The organism is Stenotrophomonas sp. YJH_SMC_79, from assembly GCF_059367995.1.
Genome location: NZ_JCAFRK010000004.1, coordinates 368,450 through 386,277, shown reverse-complemented (window position 1 = coordinate 386,277; position 17,828 = coordinate 368,450). Strand labels below are relative to the sequence as shown.

The following is a 17,828-nucleotide window of genomic DNA, read 5'->3' as shown; positions in this document are numbered from 1 at the left end:
TCCTTTCCTGTTACGGCTGGTGTTCCATGCACGCACGTCCCGTCGTTCCCGGCTTGCCGGCGCTGGTGTTGGCTGCCCTGATCGGCACCATGGCGATGATGTCCTTCGTCGCCGTGATCGGCCCGGTGGTCCGCATGCTCGGCTTGTCCGAGTGGCATGCCGGCCTGTCGGTCACCGCCGCAGGCGTGTTGTGGATGCTGGCCGCGCGCCCCTGGGGCCAACTCAGCGACCGCATCGGCCGCAAGCGCGTGCTGATGCTGGCGATGAGTGCCTACACCGTGGTCTACATCGCGCTGGCGGTGTTCATCGACGTCGCCCTGCAGGCGGTGCCGCCGGTACTGGTGTCAGTGCTGGTGCTGGTCGGCGCGCGTGGCCTGATCGGCCTGTTCTACGCGGCGGTGCCTCCTACCGCAGCCGCGCTGATCGCCGACAAGGCACCGACCGGCCAACGTGCGAAATTCCTCGCCCGCCTGGGCAGCGCCAACGCGCTGGGCATGGTGCTCGGCCCGGCCGCCGCGGGCTGGCTGGCCTATACGAACCTGTCGTTGGCGCTGTACGTGGCCGCGCTGCTGCCGTTGCTGGCACTGGCGTTGCTGGCCTGGCGGCTGCCGGCCACGCCGCCCGTGGTGGGCGCGTCCTCACAGCGCCGCACGCCGATGAACCGCCTCGACACGCGGCTGCGCCTGCCGCAGCTGGCAGCGTTCATCGCCATGGTCTCGGTGACCATCGCGCAGGTCACGGTCGGCTTCTTCGCGATTGATCGCCTGGGCCTGGATGCCGCGGCCGGTGCACGCATGGCTGGCATTGCACTCACCGCCGTTGGCGTCGGCCTGATCCTGGCGCAGGCGCTGGTGATGAAGCTGGAGGTACATCCACGCCGCTGGATCGTCCTGGGTGCCCTGATTTCCGGCATCGGCTTCGCTTCGGTGGCAGGCGTGCAGCAGGCCTGGCAGTTGCCGGCAGCCTATGCGCTGGCAGCGTTCGGCATGGGCTTCGTATTCCCCTCGTTCCAGGCGCTGGCCGCCGATGCGGTGGAAGCGCACGAACAGGGCGCCGCCGCGGGCACCGTCGCTGCCGCGCAGGGGCTGGGCATGGTGGCCGGGCCGATGCTCGGCACGCTGTTGTATCGCGGCGGGCCAAGCCTGCCTTACCTGCTGGTCGGTGCGCTGCTGCTGTTGCTGTGCGCGCTGGCTGCAGCGCATCGGATGAAGGAGACCCCATGAACGATTCCCTGATGCAGGGCGCGTGGCCGGAGGCCGCGCCAGCGCCGCAGGAGAGCACCGACGACGCGTCGCTGTTCCTGCTGCAGCATGCGGGCCAGCACGTGCACGCACGCGGCTGCCGCGCCACGCTGCCGGCCGGTGCACTGGCGACATTGGCAGAGCGCGTCTCGGAGTTCTTTGCCCAGCAGCGTGGCGGCCCGGGCCTGCTGGTTGGCGCGGTGCCGTTCGAGCCGCGTGCCGACGATGCGCTGTTCCAGCCCGAGCGCCTGCTGCCGGCGCTGGCACTGCAGCCGCAGGCCGCACCGCCGCTGGACGGCGCCCTGCGCGCCGAGCCCGCGCCGGATGCGTACGCGGCGTCGGTGGCTGCTGCGGTGCAGGTACTGCGTGCGCCCGAACTGAGCCTGCAGAAGGTGGTGCTGGCGCGCAGCCTGCTGGCACATACCCGCCAGGCGCTGTCTCCGGATGTGCTGCTGGCACGCCTGGGCGCGGATCCGTCGGTGGCGACCTACGCGGTGCCGTTGCCGGTGGAGCTGGGCCAGGCCCCGGCGTGGCTGGTGGGGGCGACTCCGGAACTGCTGCTGCGCAAGCGCGGCGCCGAACTGTTGTCACATCCGCTGGCGGGCTCCGCGCGGCGCAGTGCCGATGCCGCCGAGGACGAGCGTGCGGCGCAGGCGCTGCTGGCCTCGACCAAGGACCACGACGAGCACCGCCACGTGGTCGAAGCCATCGTCGAGGGCCTGGCACCGTACTGCAGCCACATCGATGCGCAGCCGCGCCCGGTGCTGCATGCCACCGCCAGCATGTGGCACCTGGGCACCCGCATCCACGCCACCCTGAAGGATCCGCAGACGCCGGCCGCCGAACTGCTGGCGCAGCTGCACCCCACGCCGGCGGTCTGCGGTACGCCGCGGTTGACGGCGCTGCAGCGCATCCGCGAGCTGGAACCGGTGCCGCGCGGCTTTTACGCGGGCGCCGTGGGCTGGTTGGACGCGCAGGGTGACGGCGACTGGTACGTGGCGATCCGCTGCGCGCGCCTGCAGGGCAGGCAGCTGCGCCTGTATGCCGGTGCCGGCATCGTCGCCGATTCGCACCCCGAGGCCGAGGTGGCCGAAACCGCAGCGAAGTTCGCTGCCCTGTTGAACGCGCTGGGTGTCCATGAATCCGCGCCTGCCGTCGAGCCCGCAGCATGAACACCTCCGCTGATTCCTCCCGCCTGCCATTGCAGCAGGTGTGGCCCGACGCGCTGGTGGCGCGCTATCGCGAGGCCGGCTATTGGCGTGGCGAGACCTTCCCGGCGTTCCTGCGCGAACGTGCAGAACGCTATGCCGACGACATCGCGGTGGTCGCCGGTGATGTCCGCCTGAGCTACGCGCAGCTGTGGCATGAGGCCGGACGCATCGGTGCCGGCCTGCTGGCACTCGGCCTGCAGCCGGGCGAGCGGGTGCTGGTGCAGCTGGGCAACACGGCAGGCTTCATCACCACGGTCTGTGGCCTGTTCCGCGCCGGCCTGGTGCCGGTGTACGCGTTGCCGGCGCACCGCATCACCGAGCTGGTCCACTTTGCCAGCAAGGCCGAAGCCAGTGCCTACATCACCACCGAGCTGCACGATGGCTTCGATCATCGCGGGTTGGCGCGGGCGCTGCAGGCCGAAGTGCCGGCCGTTCGCCATGTGGTGATCGACGGCGATGCGGCGGAGTTCGTCGCGCTGGAGGCACTGCAGGGCGATCGCAGCCAGCTGCCGGCCGATCCGGACCCGCAGTCGGTGGCGTTCCTGCAGATTTCCGGAGGCAGCACCGGGCTGTCCAAGCTGATTCCGCGTACCCACGACGACTACATCTACTCGTTCCGCGCCAGCAATGACCTCTGCGGCATCGACCGCGACAGCGTCTATCTGGTCGCGCTGCCGGCCGCGCACAATTTCCCGATGAGCTCGCCCGGCTTCTTCGGCGCGCTGTATGCCGGTGCCCGCGTGGTGCTCAGTCCCGGCCCCGGGCCGGATGCGGCCTTCCCGCTGATCGCCCGCGAGCAGGCAACCTGCTGCGGCCTGGTGCCGCCGCTGGCGCTGCTGTGGGCGCAGGCCGCGGCTACGAGCAAGCATGACCTGTCCAGCCTGCAGGTACTGCAGGTAGGCGGCGCCAAGCTGGTGCCGGAAGCCGCACGGCGGGTGATCGACGGCCTTGGCTGCACGCTGCAGCAGGTGTTCGGCATGGCCGAAGGCCTGGTCAACTACACACGGCTGGATGACCCGGAGGAACTGATCGTGGCCTGCCAGGGCCGGCCGATCAGCCCGGATGACGAAGTGCGCGTGGTCGATGACCATGACCAGCCGGTAGCCGAAGGCGAGGTGGGGCATCTGCTCACCCGTGGCCCGTACACCATCCGCGGCTACCACAACGATGCGGTGGCCAATGCGCGCTCGTTCACCGACGATGGCTTCTATCGCACCGGCGACCGCGTGCAGCAGCTGCCCGGAGGCTACCTGGTGGTGCAGGGCCGCGCCGGTGACCACATCAACCGTGCCGGCGAGAAGATCTCCGCCGAGGAGATCGAAGACCACTTGCTGGCACATCCGGGCGTGTTCGATGCCGCCGTGGTCTCCATTCCCGATGAGTATCTGGGCGAGCGCAGCTGCGCCTTCGTGATTCCGCAGGGCGAGCCGTTCAAGGCGCCGGCGCTGAAGTCCTGGATGCGCGGTCGTGGCCTGGCGGCGTTCAAGGTGCCCGACCAGGTCGTGTTCGTCGACAGTTTCGATACCACCGCGGTCGGCAAGATCAGCCGCCGCGAACTGCGCGCGCAACTGCGCGCGCGTCATCTGCAACAGACAGGAGGAACGCGCTGATGGCGCTGCCCCGTATCACCGATTACCCCTTGCCGACTGCCGCCGAGCTGCCACAGGCACGCGGCCCGTGGCGCCCGCAGCGCGATCGCGTCGCGCTGCTGGTACACGACATGCAGCGCTACTTCCTGGCTGCGTTCGACGCCGGCAACGCACCGCTGCGGCCGGCCGTGGACAACATCGCACGCCTGCTGGCGCATTGCCGCGCGCACGGCATTCCGGTGTTCTACACGGCCCAGCATGGCGACCAGGACCGCCGTGACCGTGGCCTGCAGGCCGACCTGTGGGGACCGGGCATGCGTCGCAGCGCCGACCATGAACCGATCATCGAGGCGCTGGCACCGCAGCCGGGCGAGCACGTGCTGGTGAAGCACCGCTACAGCGCCTTCCAGCGCAGCAACCTTGAAACACTGATGCGGGTACGTGGCCGCGACCAGCTGCTGGTCACCGGCGTGTACGCGCATATCGGCTGCACCGCGACCGTGGTGGAAGCCTTCCAGCGCGATATCGAGGCCTTCATCGCCGCCGATGCGGTGGCGGACTTCTCGCGTGCCGATCACGATCAGGCGCTGCACTGGATCGCGCGCACCAGCGGGGTGCCGATGACCACCGACCAGCTGCTGGAGGTGCTGTGATGGCTGCCACGGGTGAGGTGCTGGATCTGGAGCGGATGCGTGCTGACGTGGCGCGCGTTCTGGAGTGCGAGCCAGCAGAGATCGGTGACGACGACAACCTGATCGACCTGGACCTGGACTCGATGCGCATGCTCGGCCTGGTGCTGGCCTGGGGCAACACCGGCCTGCCGCTGGAGTTCTCGCAGCTGGCCGAGCACACCACGTTGCGCCAGTGGTGGAACGTGGTGCAGACGCTGCAGGCCGCGCAGAACGCATGAACGCCGTCGCGCTGGCCACGCCGGTGGCATTGACCGAGGCCCAGGCCGGACTGTGGTTCGCACAGCGGTTGGCACCGGACAACCCGTCATTCAATACCGCGCATGCGGTGTGGATCGACGGCCCGCTGGACGTGGCCGCGTTCGTCGCAGCGGCAGACCAGGCTGCGCTCGAAGCCCAGGCCTTCGCGCTGCGGTTTGCCGAAGGAGCCGATGGCCAGCCGCAGCAGTGGCATGACCCGGCACACGTGCCGCTGCTTTCGGTGCGTGATGTTTCCGCCGAGGCGGATGCCGCCGCTGCGGCACGCAGCCTGATGCAGGCTGACCGGCTGAGCCCGGTCGACCCCACCCGCGACCGGATCAGCCAGCAGGTGCTGCTTGAACTGGGCGGGCAGCGCTGGGTCTGGTACCTGCGGGTGCATCATCTGGCCGCCGATGGCTACGGCATGGCGCTGTTCACTGATCGCGTGTGCGCGTTGTATGCCGGCCGCATGGGTGAGTCACTGCCGGGGCTGGCGGGCGTGCTGGCCGATGATGCAGCCTATCGTGCCGACCCGCACCGCGCGCAGGCCGGGCAGTGGTGGCGTGAGCATATGCAAGGTGCACCGGCGGGCGTAGGACTGGCGGGTACGCTCGCTGCCAGTGACGACGCGCTGCGTTGGGTGCAGCCGCTCGATGCGGCATTCCGTGAGCAGTTGCTGCAGGCATCGGTACGCTGGTTGCAGCCCTGGCCGGATGTGCTGGCGGCGTTGTCGGCCGAGTACCTGCGGCGGATGAGCGCCGCCGATGAAGTGGTGCTGGGCGTGCCCTACATGGGGCGGCTCGGCAACGCGTCGGCGCGGGTGCCGGCGATGGTGATGAACGTGTTGCCGCTGCGCGTGGCGGCCGGCGAGGGCAGCGTCGAGGCCTTTACCCGCGGCCTGGGTCGCCAGCTCAGCCAGGGCCGCAAGCACGGCCGCTACCGCGGTGAGCAACTACGCCGGGACCTGGGCCTGGTCGGCGCGCAGCAGCGTCTGCACGGCCCGCTGGTGAATGTGCAGCCGTTCTACAAGCCGCTGGCGCTGACCGGCGTGCAGGCGACGCTGGAGGTGCTGTGCACCGGGCCGGTGGATGATCTGACACTGGGCTTCCGTGGCGATGGCCAGCACCTTCTGGATCTGGAGATCGAGGCCAATCCCGCGCTGTACAGTCGCGACGATGTCGAGGCGCACGCGGCGCGGCTGCTGCACTTCGTGTCGGCGGCACTGCAGGCTGACGATATCGCAGCCGTGCCTCTGGCGACGCCCGCGGAGGCGCAGCAGGTGCTGCACGGTTTCAATGCCACCGCGCACGCATTGCCGGAGACGACCCTGGTCGAGCTGCTGCAACAGGGCATGGATCGGGACCCGCACGCACCGGCGCTGGTGTTCGGCGACACTGCGTTGGATTACGCAACGCTGGAAGCGCGCAGTTTCGCGCTGGCGGCACAGCTGCGGGCGATGGATGTCGGCCCGGGCAGCGTGGTGGCGGTGGCATTGCCGCGCTCGCTGGAGCTGGTGATCGGGCTGCTGGCGGTGCTGCGTGCCGGAGCCGCCTACCTGCCGCTGGACCTTGCCCATCCCGATGAGCGCCTGGCGCGTGTTCTCGCCTCGGCGCAGCCGGTGTGCGTACTGGCCGCCGCGGAGGTTTCGGCGCGCATGGCTGGCGTACCGGTGCTCGCGCCGGAGCAATGGACCGCGCTGAGTTTCGCCGCGCCATGGGCCGATCCAGCGCCCAGCGATGCGGCCTATGTGATCTATACCTCCGGTTCGACCGGCGAACCCAAGGGCGTGGTCGTCGAACACCGTGCCATCGTCAACCGCCTGCTGTGGATGCGCGAGCACTACGGCATCCGGGCCGATGACCGCGTGCTGCAGAAGACCCCGGCGACCTTCGATGTCTCGGTCTGGGAGTTCTTCCTGCCGCTGCTGTGTGGAGCCACCCTGGTGGTCGCCGGGCCGGACGCGCATCGTGATCCCACCGAACTGGCGCGCTTGATCCGTGGGCATGGCATCACCACGGCGCATTTCGTGCCGTCGATGCTCGATGCCTTCCTCGCCGTGCCGGCCTCGGCAGGGCTGCAGCTGCGCCGGGTGTTCACCAGCGGTGAGGCGCTGGACGCTTCATTGCGCGACCGTTTCCACACGCGCGTGCACGCAGAGCTGCACAACCTGTACGGCCCGACCGAAGCTGCGGTGGATGTCAGCTACTGGCCGGCGTCGGCGCAGGACCGCTCGCGGCCGGTGCCGATCGGGTTCCCGGTCTGGAATACCCGCCTGTACGTGCTGGATGCCCGGATGCAGCCGGTGCCGGTGGGCGTGGCCGGTGACCTGTACCTGGGTGGCGTGCAGCTGGCACGTGGCTATCTCGGTCGCGATGATCTCACTGCCGGGCGCTTCCTTGCGGATCCGTTCCTGGCGGGCGAGCGTATCTACCGTACCGGCGACGTAGCCCGTTGGCGCCACGATGGTGCGGTGGAGTACCTGGGCCGCAGCGACCACCAGGTGAAACTGCGCGGCCTGCGAATCGAGCTGGGCGAGATCGAGGCGGCACTGCGCGAACTGCCCGGCATGGAGCGGGTGGAAGTGCTGCTGCGCCGGGATGCTCCCGGCGAAGCGCGTCTGGTGGCGTATGTGCCGACCGCGCTTGCCGATGCCGTGATGCTGCGCAGCCACTTGGCCACGCGCGTACCGGACTACATGGTGCCCTCGGCGTTTGTCGGTGTGGACCACTGGCCGGTGACCGCCAACGGCAAGCTCGACCGCAACGCGTTGCCGAAGCCACCGCAACATGAAGTTGCCGGCTTGGCGCCGCGCACGCCGTTGGAACAGGAACTGGCGTTGCTGTTTGCCCAGGCACTCGGGCGTGAGGCGCCGGTGGCGGTGGATGCGGACTTCTTCAGTCTCGGCGGTGACTCACTGTCGGCGGTGCACCTGCTGCTGGCCATCGAGCAGCGCTGGCGCTGCGACCTGGGTCTGGGTGCCTTGTTCGCGCAGCCCACCGTGGCCGCGCTGGCGGTTCGCATTGCCGAGCCGCCCGCGCTGGCCGATCACGCACTGGGGCCGGTGATCGCGCTGGCCGCGACCGAAGCTGCCGGGGCCACGCCGCTGTTCGTGCTGCACCCGGCCGGTGGCATCGCCTGGAACTACCGCAGCCTGGCCCGGGCACTGCAGCCGGCACGCCCGGTGTATGGCCTGCAGTCGCCGGCACTGGATGCGCGGCAGCCACTGCCGAGCAGCATCGATGCGATGGCCAACGACTACGTACAGCGCGTGGCCGCATTGCAGCCGAAGGGGCCGGTGCACCTGCTGGGCTGGTCGGTGGGGGGCATCCTCGCCCAGGCGATGGCGGTGCGCCTGCATGAGATCGGCCGCGACGTCGGCGAGCTGGTACTGCTGGACGCCTATCCCAGCGAGTGCTGGCGGGCCGAGCCGGAACCCGACGCCATCGCTGCATTGCGGGCACTGCTGGCGATTGCCGGCCACGATCCGGATGCGCATCCAGAACTGGACAGCCGTGAACGCATTCTGGCGTTCCTGCGACGTGGCGGCAGTGCACTCGGCAGCCTGCCGGAGGTGGTGCTCGATGGCGTGGTGCGCGCGGTGACCGGCACCAATCGACTGATCCGCGAACACATCCACCAACCGTTCGACGGCACGCTGGTGCACGTCCGTGCGGGTCGTGATCACCAGGCGCGGCCACAGCTGCAGTCGGCGTTGTGGCGGACCCACGCGCGCAAGGTGCAGGCGCTGGAGCTGCCGTTCCTGCACGCCGAACTGACCGGCCGCGATGCGGTGGCGCAGCTGGCACCGTGGTTGTCGGCGCGCCTGCGCCAATGGGACGAGCAACAGGAGATCGCAACATGCAGTTGACCGGTTTTGAAGGCCGTGTAGCCTTGGTGACCGGTGCATCCGGTGGCATCGGAGAGGCACTGGTACGGCTGTTGGCCGAGGCCGGCTGCACAGTGGTAGCGACCGATCGTGAGGCGCCACACGTGGCCGATACGCGGGTCAGGTCGTTCGCACTCGATGTGACCGACAGCGCCGCCGTCGACGCCCTGGTGGACCAGGTCGAGTCCAGCATCGGGCCGATCATGCTGGCCGCCAGCGTGGCCGGCGTACTGCATGTGGGCAGTGTTACCGAAACCGGCGACGATGACTGGCGCCGGGTGTTCGCGGTCAATGCCGATGGCGTGTTCCACGTCGGTCGTGCACTGGCGCGGGTGATGTCGCCGCGCCGGCTGGGCGCAATAGTTACCGTCAGCTCGAATGCGGCCGGCGTGCCGCGGCACGGCATGGCCGCCTACGCCGCGTCCAAGGCCGCGGCCACCATGTTCACCCGCTGCCTTGGGTTGGAACTGGCGCCGCTGGGCATCCGCTGCAACATCGTCGCGCCGGGCTCAACGCTGACCCCGATGCAGACCGGCATGTGGCAGGACGACCACGGTGCCGAGCGGGTGATCGCCGGCAACCTGGAGACCTACAAGGCCGGCATTCCACTGCGCAAACTCGCCACCCCGGAGGACATCGCGCACTCGGTGATGTTCCTGCTGTCCGAGCAGGCCGGGCATGTGGCGATGAGTGACCTGTACGTCGACGGCGGCGCCACCCTGCGCGGGTGATAGCACCCCATCTGCGATGAAATGGATCGCGGGTTGTAGAGCCGAGCCCATGCTCGGCTGCTTTCTGCCTCAGCCGAGCATGGGCTCGGCTCTACAGAGAGCGTGACGTCTGTTCTTCGTCAGGGCAGGGTCAGGCGGTACACCAGCACGCGGTTGTCGTTGTCGTACGGGCTGTTGCAGGCCTGGCCCTGCATGCGGCAGTGGCGGGCGATGAAGTCGTTGTCGTTGCCGATCAGCAGCAGTATGTCGTTCGGGTGCTGCGGGTCCAGCGCCGGCAGCACGTCCATGGCTTCCCACTTCTCTGACAGCAGTCCAGCATGCGGGCCGCGCTTCGTGTCCAGATCCAGCCCGGCACGGGCCAACTGCGGGCGGTCCAGCAGGTTCAGCAGTTCGTCGCTGTGTGCGGGCACGATGCCGTCCTTCAACACGGTGTCCGCCGGGCTGGCCAGTACCGAGGCTATGCCGGTTTCGTAGGAACTTCCCGCCAGGTTGCTGGCATCGGCCACATCCACCAGCAGCACCGACTTGTAGACGATCGGGTCATCGCCGTCCTTGCCCAGCCCGTTGCCGTCGCGGGCCAGCAGCAGGAAGCGATGGTCGTCCAGTGCGCGCAGCTCGCTCTGCGCGGCGGTACGGTCCAGCTTGCCCTTGCCATCGTGTGCGTAGGCGGGCAGGGCCATCACGTAATGGCCGATCGGCTGCTGTGGCGTCGGTGAGGTCGTCACGTCGTAGACCAGTACGCGGGTGTTGATGCGGCCCGCCGCGTTGCCCTGCGCGCTGTCCTGCAGCGTGGCGCTCTGCAGGGCGACGAACAGTCGGGTGCCGTCGGGAGACAGGCCCATGCCTTCCACGCCCTGGTTGTTGCGGCGGCCGGTCTGCGGTGGCGCCAGTGAACCGAACGCCGGCTTGCCCTCGCGCTGCGGACGGATCGCAGGTGGTGCCACGATCACACCCTGCAGCTGACCCTGCGCATCGAAGTAGTAGACGTTGGCGGTGTACTCATCGCCGATGTAGAAGTGGCCATCGGCGGTGAACTGCAGCGACTCGGCATCCAGCGAGACCTTTCCCGCGCCTGCGCCGCTGGCCGGCGAGGGCAGCACCACCTCGCGCTGGGTGACCGTGTGGTCACCCGGGTCGGCACCGGTGAACGGCTGGCCGTTGAAGTCCTTCAGCACCACGCCCTTGTCGGGCACCATGGTCAGCGTGCCAAGCGCAGGCGTGCCCGGGGAGATGTCGATGCGCAGCTGCATGCGCTCCACGCGGCCGGTGTAGTCGTAGAACAGGCCGGCCTCGGGGTCGTTGCGGCCGCGGTCTGGCAGCGTCCATAGCAGGCCTTCGTAGCCGTTGGCGGTGCGCTTCCAGGTGCCGGGCTGCACCGCCAGCGACGAGAACGAGCCCAGCGTATCGCCCAGGAAGTCCACCGTGCCTGCGGGCAGCCGCCCGGCGGCGACCAGGCCCTGGTCCACATAGGTGCGACCGCCCAGCTGCAGGGTGCGTGGCGGTGCGCCAGCGGCCTCATGCGGAGCGGAGTATCCGCTGGCGGAGAGGGTGGCCAGCAGCAGGGCGGTCGCGAGCATCGGTGGACTCCGGGGGGCGATCAGAAGCGAAGGTCGATCGTACCGAACACCTGGCGCGGTGCCGAGGCATGGAACACGTACAGCTTGCCGGCCGGGTCGCTGGGTGCGAACACGCTCGAATCCAGGTTGCTGGCGTAGCGTTTGTTGGTCAGGTTGGTCACGTTGAACGACAGGCGCATGCCCTTGGCGAAGCCGACCTGGCCGAAGTCATAGCCACCGGCCAGATCGAACACGGTAAAGCCGCCGAAGCCCTGGTCGTTGGTGTAGGTGTAGAAACGTTCGCCGGTGTACTTGCCACGCAGGCTGGCGAACCAGCCGTTGTCGCGCCAGGTGATCTCGGTGGCCAGCAGCTGCTTGGGCGTATCGGTCTGGATCTTGCCCTTGATCTGCTGCTCCACACCGGCCTGCACGTAGTTGGAGGCGTAGGTCGAGCGGTTCAACGAGGCCGAGGTGTACCAGCTGAAGTGCTCGTTCGGGGTCCACAGCACGGTCAGCTCGGCACCGCGGCTGTCGACGCCGCCGACGTTGTAGAAGCGGTTGCCGCAGGTCGGGCCGACCGGCTGGCGTGAGTCGCAGGGATTGTACTGCAGCAGGCGGTTGTCGAAGCGCACGCTGTAGGCCGCGATCGAGGCCTGCAGGGTATCGGTGACGAAGCGGTAGCCGGCTTCGAGCGAGCGCGATTCCTCCGGCTTCAGGTTGCCCTGCGCATTCCAGGTGGCCTGGCTGACGGCCTGCGGGCCCAGCTTGAAGCCGCCTTGGAACATGGCGATGTTCTCGGCGTAGCTGGCGAAGATTTCGTGGTGCTCGGCCAGGCGGAAATTGGCGCCGATGCTGGGCAGGAAGTTCTTGCTGGCCTTCAGTGAGCCGGTGGCGAACTGGTTGTTCGAGGCCGGTGAGATCGGCGTCTTCGCGTCGCCTGGCAATGCTTGTGCATCGGAGGTGGCATGCGGGCTCTTGGCGCCGAATTCCAGGGTCAGGCGATCATCCAGCAGGCGCCAGGTGTCCTTCAGGAAGAACTGATGGGTCTTCCAGCGCGTGCGCTGGGCGAACACGCCGACATCGGAGGGCAGGGTGTTCATGCCGCTCAGGTCGCGCGGCCCATCCACGGCGGTCTGGTAGCGCTCGGCGCTGCTGGTGTTGCGCTCGTACCAGACGCCGCCTTCGATGCGATGTGCGCCCAGCTCCCAGTCGAACGACAGCGTGCCGCCATCGCGGTCGATGGTGTAGATGGTGTTGCGGAAGATGATCGGGATCTCCTGTGCCGTACCCTTGTTCGACCACGCGCCGCTGTTCCAGTTGTGGCCTTCGCCACGGTCGTCGTGGTGGTAGGCCACGGCGCGCAGGCTGAAGCCATCGGCGATGAAGAAATCGCCGGTCAGGTAGTACAGGTTGTCATCGCGCAGGATCTGGCCGGCGGTGAAGGCACCATCGGCATCCTTGTCCGGACCGCTGCTGTCGCACTTCTTCGCGTTGAAGCTGGCGGTATTGCAGTAGGCCTTGGCCACGGCCTTGTTCCAGTCCGGCGCGTAGCCGCCCCAGTCCCAGCCGAGGCCACGCGACATCTCGTCCTTGGACAGGTAGAAGTAGTCCGCCTGGGTGGTGCGCGAGGTATCGACGAAACCGGTGATCTGGCCGCGGCCGAAGTTCCACACGCCCTTGGCATTGAACTGCCTGGTGGAGGATTTGTTGTAGGCGGTCTGGTCGTTCCACAGATCGGAGACGGCATTCATGCCGGAGACGTAGCCGGAAAAACCGTTGTACTCGCCGCTGTCCACGCGCACGAAGGTGCGGCGGTTGGCATCGCTGCCGAAGGTCTGCACCACGCGGCCACCCAACTCCTGGGCCGGGCGGTCGGAGGTGTAGGAGATGGTGCCGCCGAGGTTGCTGGTGGACGGCGTGCCGAGGCTGCCGATGCCCACCGCCAGTTCCGCGCCGGCCATGTTCTCGCTGATCAGCGCACGGTTGATGGTCAGGCCGTTGTAGTTGTTGTACGCGCCATCGCCCAGCGGCACACCGTCGAGTGTGTAGCCAAGGCGGGTCGAGTTGAAGCCGCGCAGGCTCAGCGTCATCGACTGCTCGTTGGTGCCCAGGGCATCGGCCGACTGCGCGTTGACGCCCGGCAGCAGGTTGAGGGTCTTCTGCAGGCTGGTACCCGGCGGCAGGATGTCGAGGTTCTCGCGGGTGATGCGCTGCACCTGGCGGGCTTCGCCGCTGCCGATCACCGAGATCGCATCGAGGGTGGTGGCGGAGGGCGTGCTGGAGGTCGGGGCAGCATCCTGCGCCCAGGCCGCGGGAGCGAGCGCGATCGAGAGCGCGGCGGCCAACAAAGTCTTGGTCATGTTACGGACACTCAGGCAGGCACGAGCCACCGCGCGGGCGCGGAGCTCATGGAGTCGAAAGGGGAGACAACCGAGGTGACTGCGGACGCTGCAGGCGCCGTGGGTCAACGTGAAAATGGTGCGCTAGACAGATGACTGTCTGGTGACACCGCTACATGCGTGGCATGCCGACGCATGCACTGGTAGATGCCAACCTTGGTTGGCATGCGCGGCGTCGTTGGTGGAGCGCCAACCAAGGTTGGCGTCTACCAGGCGCGCGGAACAGGAGTGTCGTATCCAGGGGCGCCGAACGAGGTCGGCGTCAAAGCGCGATCAACCCGCGTTGCGCGGCTTGCGCGTGCGCTTCGGCTTTGCGGCATCCGCACTGCTGGCGGCGCCGTCCTGCAGCGCCTGCAGCCACGACAACGTATCCACATAGTCGATGAAGTGGCGCAGGTAGCCGGGGCTGCTCGCCTGCATCGTGTCCAGCATGCGTTGCACCAGCACCGCCGAGTTCAGCGGGCCGCCATCTGCCGGGGCCTCGGTGCGCAGTGAGCGGCGCACCTGCAGTTCGCTGCGCAGCTCCGACCACTCGCGCTGCACCTGCTGCAGCATCGGCACCTGCGGGTAATGCGGCAGCGAGCGCGACCCCGCATCGAGGTCGCGCACCAGTGCGCGCAGGCCTTCCAGCGCGGGCGGCTTACTTGCCATCCGGCGCCTTGGGCTTTGGAATCGGCGCGATCTCCACGCGGCGGTTGCGTGCGCGGCCTTCTTCATTGGCATTGGAACTGACCGGCTGCTCGCTGCCGAACGCGGCGGCGAACACGGCGTCGGCCGGTACGCCATCGGCGATCAGGGTGCGGGTCACGGTCAACGAACGCTGCGCGGACAGCTCCCAGTTGTCGGCAAAGCGGCGGTTGCCTTCTCGTACCGGTGCGTCATCGGTGAAGCCGCTGACCATCAGGATCTCTTCGCGGCTGCCCAGGTAGGCGGCCAGCGGCGCGGCCAGGCTGCGCAGCAGCTCCTGGCCTTCCGGCTGCAGCTGGTCGGAGTTCAGCGCGAACAGCACGCTGCCGCTGATACCGATGCGGCCGTCGACCAGCGTCACCCGGCCGGCGGCGAGCGGGCCAGCCAGCGCCTGTTCCAGTGTCTGCAGGCGCTTGGCTTCGGCCTGGCGCTGCTTCACTTCCTGGTCCAGCCGCTGCGACAGCTCCAACTGCACGGCAACCACGCCGACCAGAATCAGCACGAACGCGCCCAGCAGCACCGACATCAGGTCGCCAAAGGCGGCCCAGATCGGGGCGTGTGAGCCGCCGTCGACCTCCAGCTCGTCGCTCATGCGCTGCCAGCCTTGCCGCGGCGCGTGGCCAGCTGCTGTAGTTCTTCCATTACCTGCTTCTGCGACAGCAGGCTGAGGTCGACCACTTCACGCGCCTGCGCCACGTAGTAGGCCAGCTGTTCGTCACTGCGTGCCAGCGAGGCATCGAGCGCGCCACCGATCTGTTCCAGGCGGCCGGACAATTCGGTCGAGGCAGAACCGAACTGCTCCACCGCGGCACCGAAGGTGCCGGCCAACTGGCCCACTTCACCGGCGCTGCCATTGAGCGCCGCGGCAATGCCATCCAGCTTGCCGGTCTCGGCGGCGATATGGTCGGTGAAGCGGTTGCCGACGCGTTCCAGCAGCTCGGCCGAACCGCCGACCAGCGCGTCCACCGCCGTGCGCTGTTCGTGCGAGGCGTGGTTGATTGCATCCAGCAGGGTCTGCACGGTGGCCAGCAGGCGACCGCGTTCTTCCAGCATCGCGTTGTCACGGACCAGGCTCTCGGACAGCGTGCTGCGCAGCTCGTTGATGACATCGGCAGCGGCCTTGGGTGCGGCAGCGGCGGTCTGCAGCAGAGTAGATACTTCGGCCAGCGTGGCGCTGGCCTGCGCGCGACCGTTCTCGCCGATCTGCTGCGCGGTGGCCGCCAGCGTGTCGCAGACCTGCTGCTGCTGCGCGGCCAGGCGTTCGCCGTTGGCGTGCAGGCGCTCGGCCAGGTCGGTGGAAACATGCTGCAAGGCATCGCTCCAGCGCTGCAGGCGCTGTTCGTCGCCGGCCTGCAGCTGCGCCTGCAGCGAGGCGTGGGCCTGCTGCAGCTCGGCACTGACCGCGTCCCAGCGCGCCTGGCGCTGCCGCTCGCGGCTGTCCAGGCTGGCCTGCAGTTCGGCGTGCGCGGTCGCTGCGGCGGCCTGCGCGGCCTGCCAATCCTGCGAGCGCTGCTGTTCGTGGTTCTGCAGCAGCGACTGGCTGGCGCTGTGGCGCTGTTCCAGTGCCTGCAGCAACGCCTGCGCGTGCTCGTCCAGCTGCTGACCGGCTGCGAGCAGCGCCTGCTGCTGGCGCTCGACCAGCGCGCTGTTCAGGGCCTGCTGCTGTTCGGCGGCGGCGCGCAAGGCCTCTGCATTGCCCTGTGCGTCGGCCTGCAGGCGCTCGCCGATGCGTGCGACCAGCGCTTCGGCATGCGTGGCCTGGCCATCGCTGAAGGCCTGCAGGTGCTGGCGCAGATCACCCACCAGCGCCTGCTGTGCCTGGGTCTGTTCACTGATCACCTTGGCCCAGCTGGCCTCGGTGGCGACGCGGCTGCGCTCGAAACCGTCGCTCAGGCCGGCCAACTGTTGCTGCACGGCCTGCTCGACGCGGGCATGCAGTGCCTCGCCGTGGCGGGCCAGGCCCGCCAGGGTGGTCTCGGCCATCGGCTGCAGCGCGCCACCGATGGCGGCGGCGCTGGCTTCGGCACCTTCGCGCAGCGATTGCTGCAGCGAGACCGCCAGCCGCTCCTGCAGCGCCTGGCTCTGGGTCAGGAACTCGGCCTGGCCGGCCAGCAGGCGCTCATTGGCGGCCGCACTGTGTTGTTCGAAGGTGCTGGTCATCGCCTGCAGGCGGTCGACCAGCGCCGGCAGCGCCGCGGACTGTGCCTGCAGCAGCCGCAGCGACTCGGCGCGCTGCCAGGCCTGCGAGTACGGATGCAGGTCGCCGGCAATGGCGCGGTCCAGCTGCTGCACGGCCTGCAGGCGGTCGCGGCGCAGCAGCGCCGCCAGCAGGCCGAGCATGGCCGAGCTGGCCACACCGGCGATCGAGGTACCGAATGCCACCGCCAGGCCCTGCACCGGCGAGGCCAGCGAGCCGCGGATCGCGGCCATGTCGGTCGCGCTCTGCAGGGCCAGCCCGGTGCCACGCAGCGTGTCCATCATGCCTAGCAGGGTGCCGAGCATGCCCAGCAGTACCAGCAGGCCAACCAGGTACGGGGTCAGTACCGGTGCGGGCAGGGCGGTACGCTCGCCTTCCACGCGCAGGCGCACGGCGTTGCGCAGGACCACCGGCACGCGCTCCAGCCAGGGGGCGAGGCTTTCCTTCGCGCTGGACAGGTCGTTCAGTGCGCTGCGCAGGCCGTTGCTGGCCTGGCGGTAGCGGTACAGCTCCACGCCACCGGCGATGTAGCAGACCGCGATGATCGCCGCCACCGCTGCACCCAGCGGATGCACCGAAACGTAGCCAATGCCGATCCAGCACACGGCCAGCAGGCCGACAAGGAAAACAACGACATGGAAAGCAGTTCTGGACATGGTGTTCCGGTCAGTGGGAGCGCAGGGCGTCTTGCAGCCCTTCGATCGGGTGGAAGCGCAGCTGCAGCTCGGCGAGCAGCAGTGTGCGCATGTCATGGCGGAAGGCCGCGCGCCAGCCGGGCTGGCCGTGCACGCGTTCAAAACGGGCGTCGAGCACTGCCGGCGCGGTGGCCAGCAGGCTGTGCTCGCGCGGGGTGAGGGTCTGCTCCATCACCGCATCGACCTCGGCCAGCCGCGCCAGCTCGGGCGAAACCTGCACCAGCTGGTCGCGCAGGCGGCCGCGCAGGCGCCCGGTGGCGGTCTGGATGGCCTGCTGCAGTACCCGATAGCGCTGGCGCAGCGAGGCGAAGTTGGGTGCAGCGGCGGCTTCGGCCAGGTCCAGCAGGCGCTCGGCCTCGGCATCCTCACTGATTGAGGCCAGCAGGCTGGCGTGCGCCTGGGCGCAGTCGGCCAGCACATCCTCGACCGCTTCAGTGGCCTCACCCCGCTCGGGCAGGCGTCCGCCGAGCGCCCCGGACAGGGCCACGGCACGGCTCCAGTCCACCCACTGGCCGAGGCGATCGGTCAGGGCGGGACTGGTGGCCGGCATCGCGCCGTCGCTGAGACGGGCGAGCAGGCGGAGGAACTCCGGTCCACCCAGGACCGGCTGCGCTGCGTTCGCCATCAAGGGGTGAGGGGCCAAAAACCGTTGATTTTACAACCAGATGACCCGGCCTGGATGAAGGCGGGGCCGGGGGAGGGGACCC

General features: G+C 68.8%; 13 protein-coding genes. 7 read left to right on the top strand and 6 right to left on the bottom strand.

The annotated features are described in order from the left end of the window. Positions 1 to 26: 26 nt before the first annotated feature. Genes AC5P57_RS17070 through AC5P57_RS17040 form a run of 7 tightly spaced genes read left to right on the top strand, consistent with a single transcriptional unit; the run spans position 27 to position 9,587 of the window. Positions 27 to 1,223, top strand: coding sequence for an MFS transporter (locus tag AC5P57_RS17070; RefSeq protein WP_099553361.1), 1,197 nt, complete (start codon positions 27 to 29; stop codon positions 1,221 to 1,223). Next, positions 1,220 to 2,413, top strand: a complete 1,194-nt coding sequence (locus AC5P57_RS17065) for an isochorismate synthase (protein ID WP_262234995.1) — start codon at positions 1,220 to 1,222, stop codon at positions 2,411 to 2,413. Before AC5P57_RS17070 ends, AC5P57_RS17065 begins: the two co-directional genes overlap by 4 nt. Further along, on the top strand, positions 2,410 to 4,062 hold the full coding sequence (locus tag AC5P57_RS17060) for a (2,3-dihydroxybenzoyl)adenylate synthase (protein ID WP_262234996.1): 1,653 nt from the start codon (positions 2,410 to 2,412) through the stop codon (positions 4,060 to 4,062). The genes AC5P57_RS17065 and AC5P57_RS17060 overlap by 4 nt, the downstream gene beginning before the upstream one ends. Next, a complete protein-coding gene (locus tag AC5P57_RS17055) occupies positions 4,062 to 4,694 on the top strand; it encodes an isochorismatase family protein (protein WP_024958585.1) in 633 nt (210 codons plus the stop codon). Before AC5P57_RS17060 ends, AC5P57_RS17055 begins: the two co-directional genes overlap by 1 nt. After that, positions 4,694 to 4,951: a phosphopantetheine-binding protein gene (locus AC5P57_RS17050; RefSeq protein ID WP_099498057.1), complete on the top strand. Its 258-nt coding sequence runs from the start codon at positions 4,694 to 4,696 to the stop codon at positions 4,949 to 4,951. The genes AC5P57_RS17055 and AC5P57_RS17050 overlap by 1 nt, the downstream gene beginning before the upstream one ends. Continuing rightward, a complete protein-coding gene (locus AC5P57_RS17045; RefSeq protein ID WP_262234997.1) occupies positions 4,948 to 8,838 on the top strand; it encodes an enterobactin synthase subunit F in 3,891 nt (1,296 codons plus the stop codon). The genes AC5P57_RS17050 and AC5P57_RS17045 overlap by 4 nt, the downstream gene beginning before the upstream one ends. Continuing rightward, entirely contained in the window at positions 8,829 to 9,587 is a 759-nt protein-coding gene (locus AC5P57_RS17040; RefSeq protein WP_099553369.1) for a 2,3-dihydro-2,3-dihydroxybenzoate dehydrogenase, read from the top strand. The genes AC5P57_RS17045 and AC5P57_RS17040 overlap by 10 nt, the downstream gene beginning before the upstream one ends. A 119-nt stretch (positions 9,588 to 9,706) precedes the next feature. Here AC5P57_RS17040 and AC5P57_RS17035 read toward each other — a convergent pair whose 3' ends face one another. The 6 genes from AC5P57_RS17035 to AC5P57_RS17010 all read right to left on the bottom strand — a co-directional run bounded on the left by AC5P57_RS17035 (position 9,707) and on the right by AC5P57_RS17010 (position 17,746). Further along, positions 9,707 to 11,164 (bottom strand): esterase-like activity of phytase family protein, encoded by a 1,458-nt coding sequence (locus tag AC5P57_RS17035; RefSeq protein ID WP_262234998.1) that lies wholly within the window; start codon positions 11,162 to 11,164, stop codon positions 9,707 to 9,709. A 20-nt stretch (positions 11,165 to 11,184) separates the two neighbouring features. Further along, a complete protein-coding gene (locus AC5P57_RS17030) occupies positions 11,185 to 13,503 on the bottom strand; it encodes a TonB-dependent receptor (protein WP_262234999.1) in 2,319 nt (772 codons plus the stop codon). Between the two features lie 312 nt (positions 13,504 to 13,815). Continuing rightward, positions 13,816 to 14,193, bottom strand: a complete 378-nt coding sequence (locus AC5P57_RS17025; protein WP_142806152.1) for a DUF2894 domain-containing protein — start codon at positions 14,191 to 14,193, stop codon at positions 13,816 to 13,818. Next, positions 14,183 to 14,821 (bottom strand): OmpA family protein, encoded by a 639-nt coding sequence (locus AC5P57_RS17020; RefSeq protein ID WP_099553377.1) that lies wholly within the window; start codon positions 14,819 to 14,821, stop codon positions 14,183 to 14,185. The genes AC5P57_RS17025 and AC5P57_RS17020 overlap by 11 nt, the downstream gene beginning before the upstream one ends. Next, positions 14,818 to 17,082 carry a DUF802 domain-containing protein gene (locus AC5P57_RS17015; protein ID WP_262235000.1) on the bottom strand — a complete coding sequence of 755 codons (2,265 nt, stop codon included), beginning with the start codon at positions 17,080 to 17,082 and terminating at the stop codon, positions 14,818 to 14,820. Before AC5P57_RS17015 ends, AC5P57_RS17020 begins: the two co-directional genes overlap by 4 nt. Before the next feature lie 10 nt (positions 17,083 to 17,092). Then, positions 17,093 to 17,746, bottom strand: a complete 654-nt coding sequence (locus tag AC5P57_RS17010; RefSeq protein WP_262235001.1) for a DUF3348 domain-containing protein — start codon at positions 17,744 to 17,746, stop codon at positions 17,093 to 17,095. Between the last annotated feature and the right edge of the window lie 82 nt (positions 17,747 to 17,828).

Bases quoted from the DNA above. Each gene is read 5' to 3' on its own strand.
- AC5P57_RS17070 (WP_099553361.1), top strand. From the start codon at position 27: ATGCACGCACGTCCCGTCGTTCCCGGCTTGCCGGCGCTGGTGTTGGCT.
- AC5P57_RS17065 (WP_262234995.1), top strand. From the start codon at position 1,220: ATGAACGATTCCCTGATGCAGGGCGCGTGGCCGGAGGCCGCGCCAGCG.
- AC5P57_RS17060 (WP_262234996.1), top strand. From the start codon at position 2,410: ATGAACACCTCCGCTGATTCCTCCCGCCTGCCATTGCAGCAGGTGTGG.
- AC5P57_RS17055 (WP_024958585.1), top strand. From the start codon at position 4,062: ATGGCGCTGCCCCGTATCACCGATTACCCCTTGCCGACTGCCGCCGAG.
- AC5P57_RS17050 (WP_099498057.1), top strand. From the start codon at position 4,694: ATGGCTGCCACGGGTGAGGTGCTGGATCTGGAGCGGATGCGTGCTGAC.
- AC5P57_RS17045 (WP_262234997.1), top strand. From the start codon at position 4,948: ATGAACGCCGTCGCGCTGGCCACGCCGGTGGCATTGACCGAGGCCCAG.
- AC5P57_RS17040 (WP_099553369.1), top strand. From the start codon at position 8,829: ATGCAGTTGACCGGTTTTGAAGGCCGTGTAGCCTTGGTGACCGGTGCA.
- AC5P57_RS17035 (WP_262234998.1), bottom strand. From the start codon at position 11,164: ATGCTCGCGACCGCCCTGCTGCTGGCCACCCTCTCCGCCAGCGGATAC.
- AC5P57_RS17030 (WP_262234999.1), bottom strand. From the start codon at position 13,503: ATGACCAAGACTTTGTTGGCCGCCGCGCTCTCGATCGCGCTCGCTCCC.
- AC5P57_RS17025 (WP_142806152.1), bottom strand. From the start codon at position 14,193: ATGGCAAGTAAGCCGCCCGCGCTGGAAGGCCTGCGCGCACTGGTGCGC.
- AC5P57_RS17020 (WP_099553377.1), bottom strand. From the start codon at position 14,821: ATGAGCGACGAGCTGGAGGTCGACGGCGGCTCACACGCCCCGATCTGG.
- AC5P57_RS17015 (WP_262235000.1), bottom strand. From the start codon at position 17,082: ATGTCCAGAACTGCTTTCCATGTCGTTGTTTTCCTTGTCGGCCTGCTG.
- AC5P57_RS17010 (WP_262235001.1), bottom strand. From the start codon at position 17,746: ATGGCGAACGCAGCGCAGCCGGTCCTGGGTGGACCGGAGTTCCTCCGC.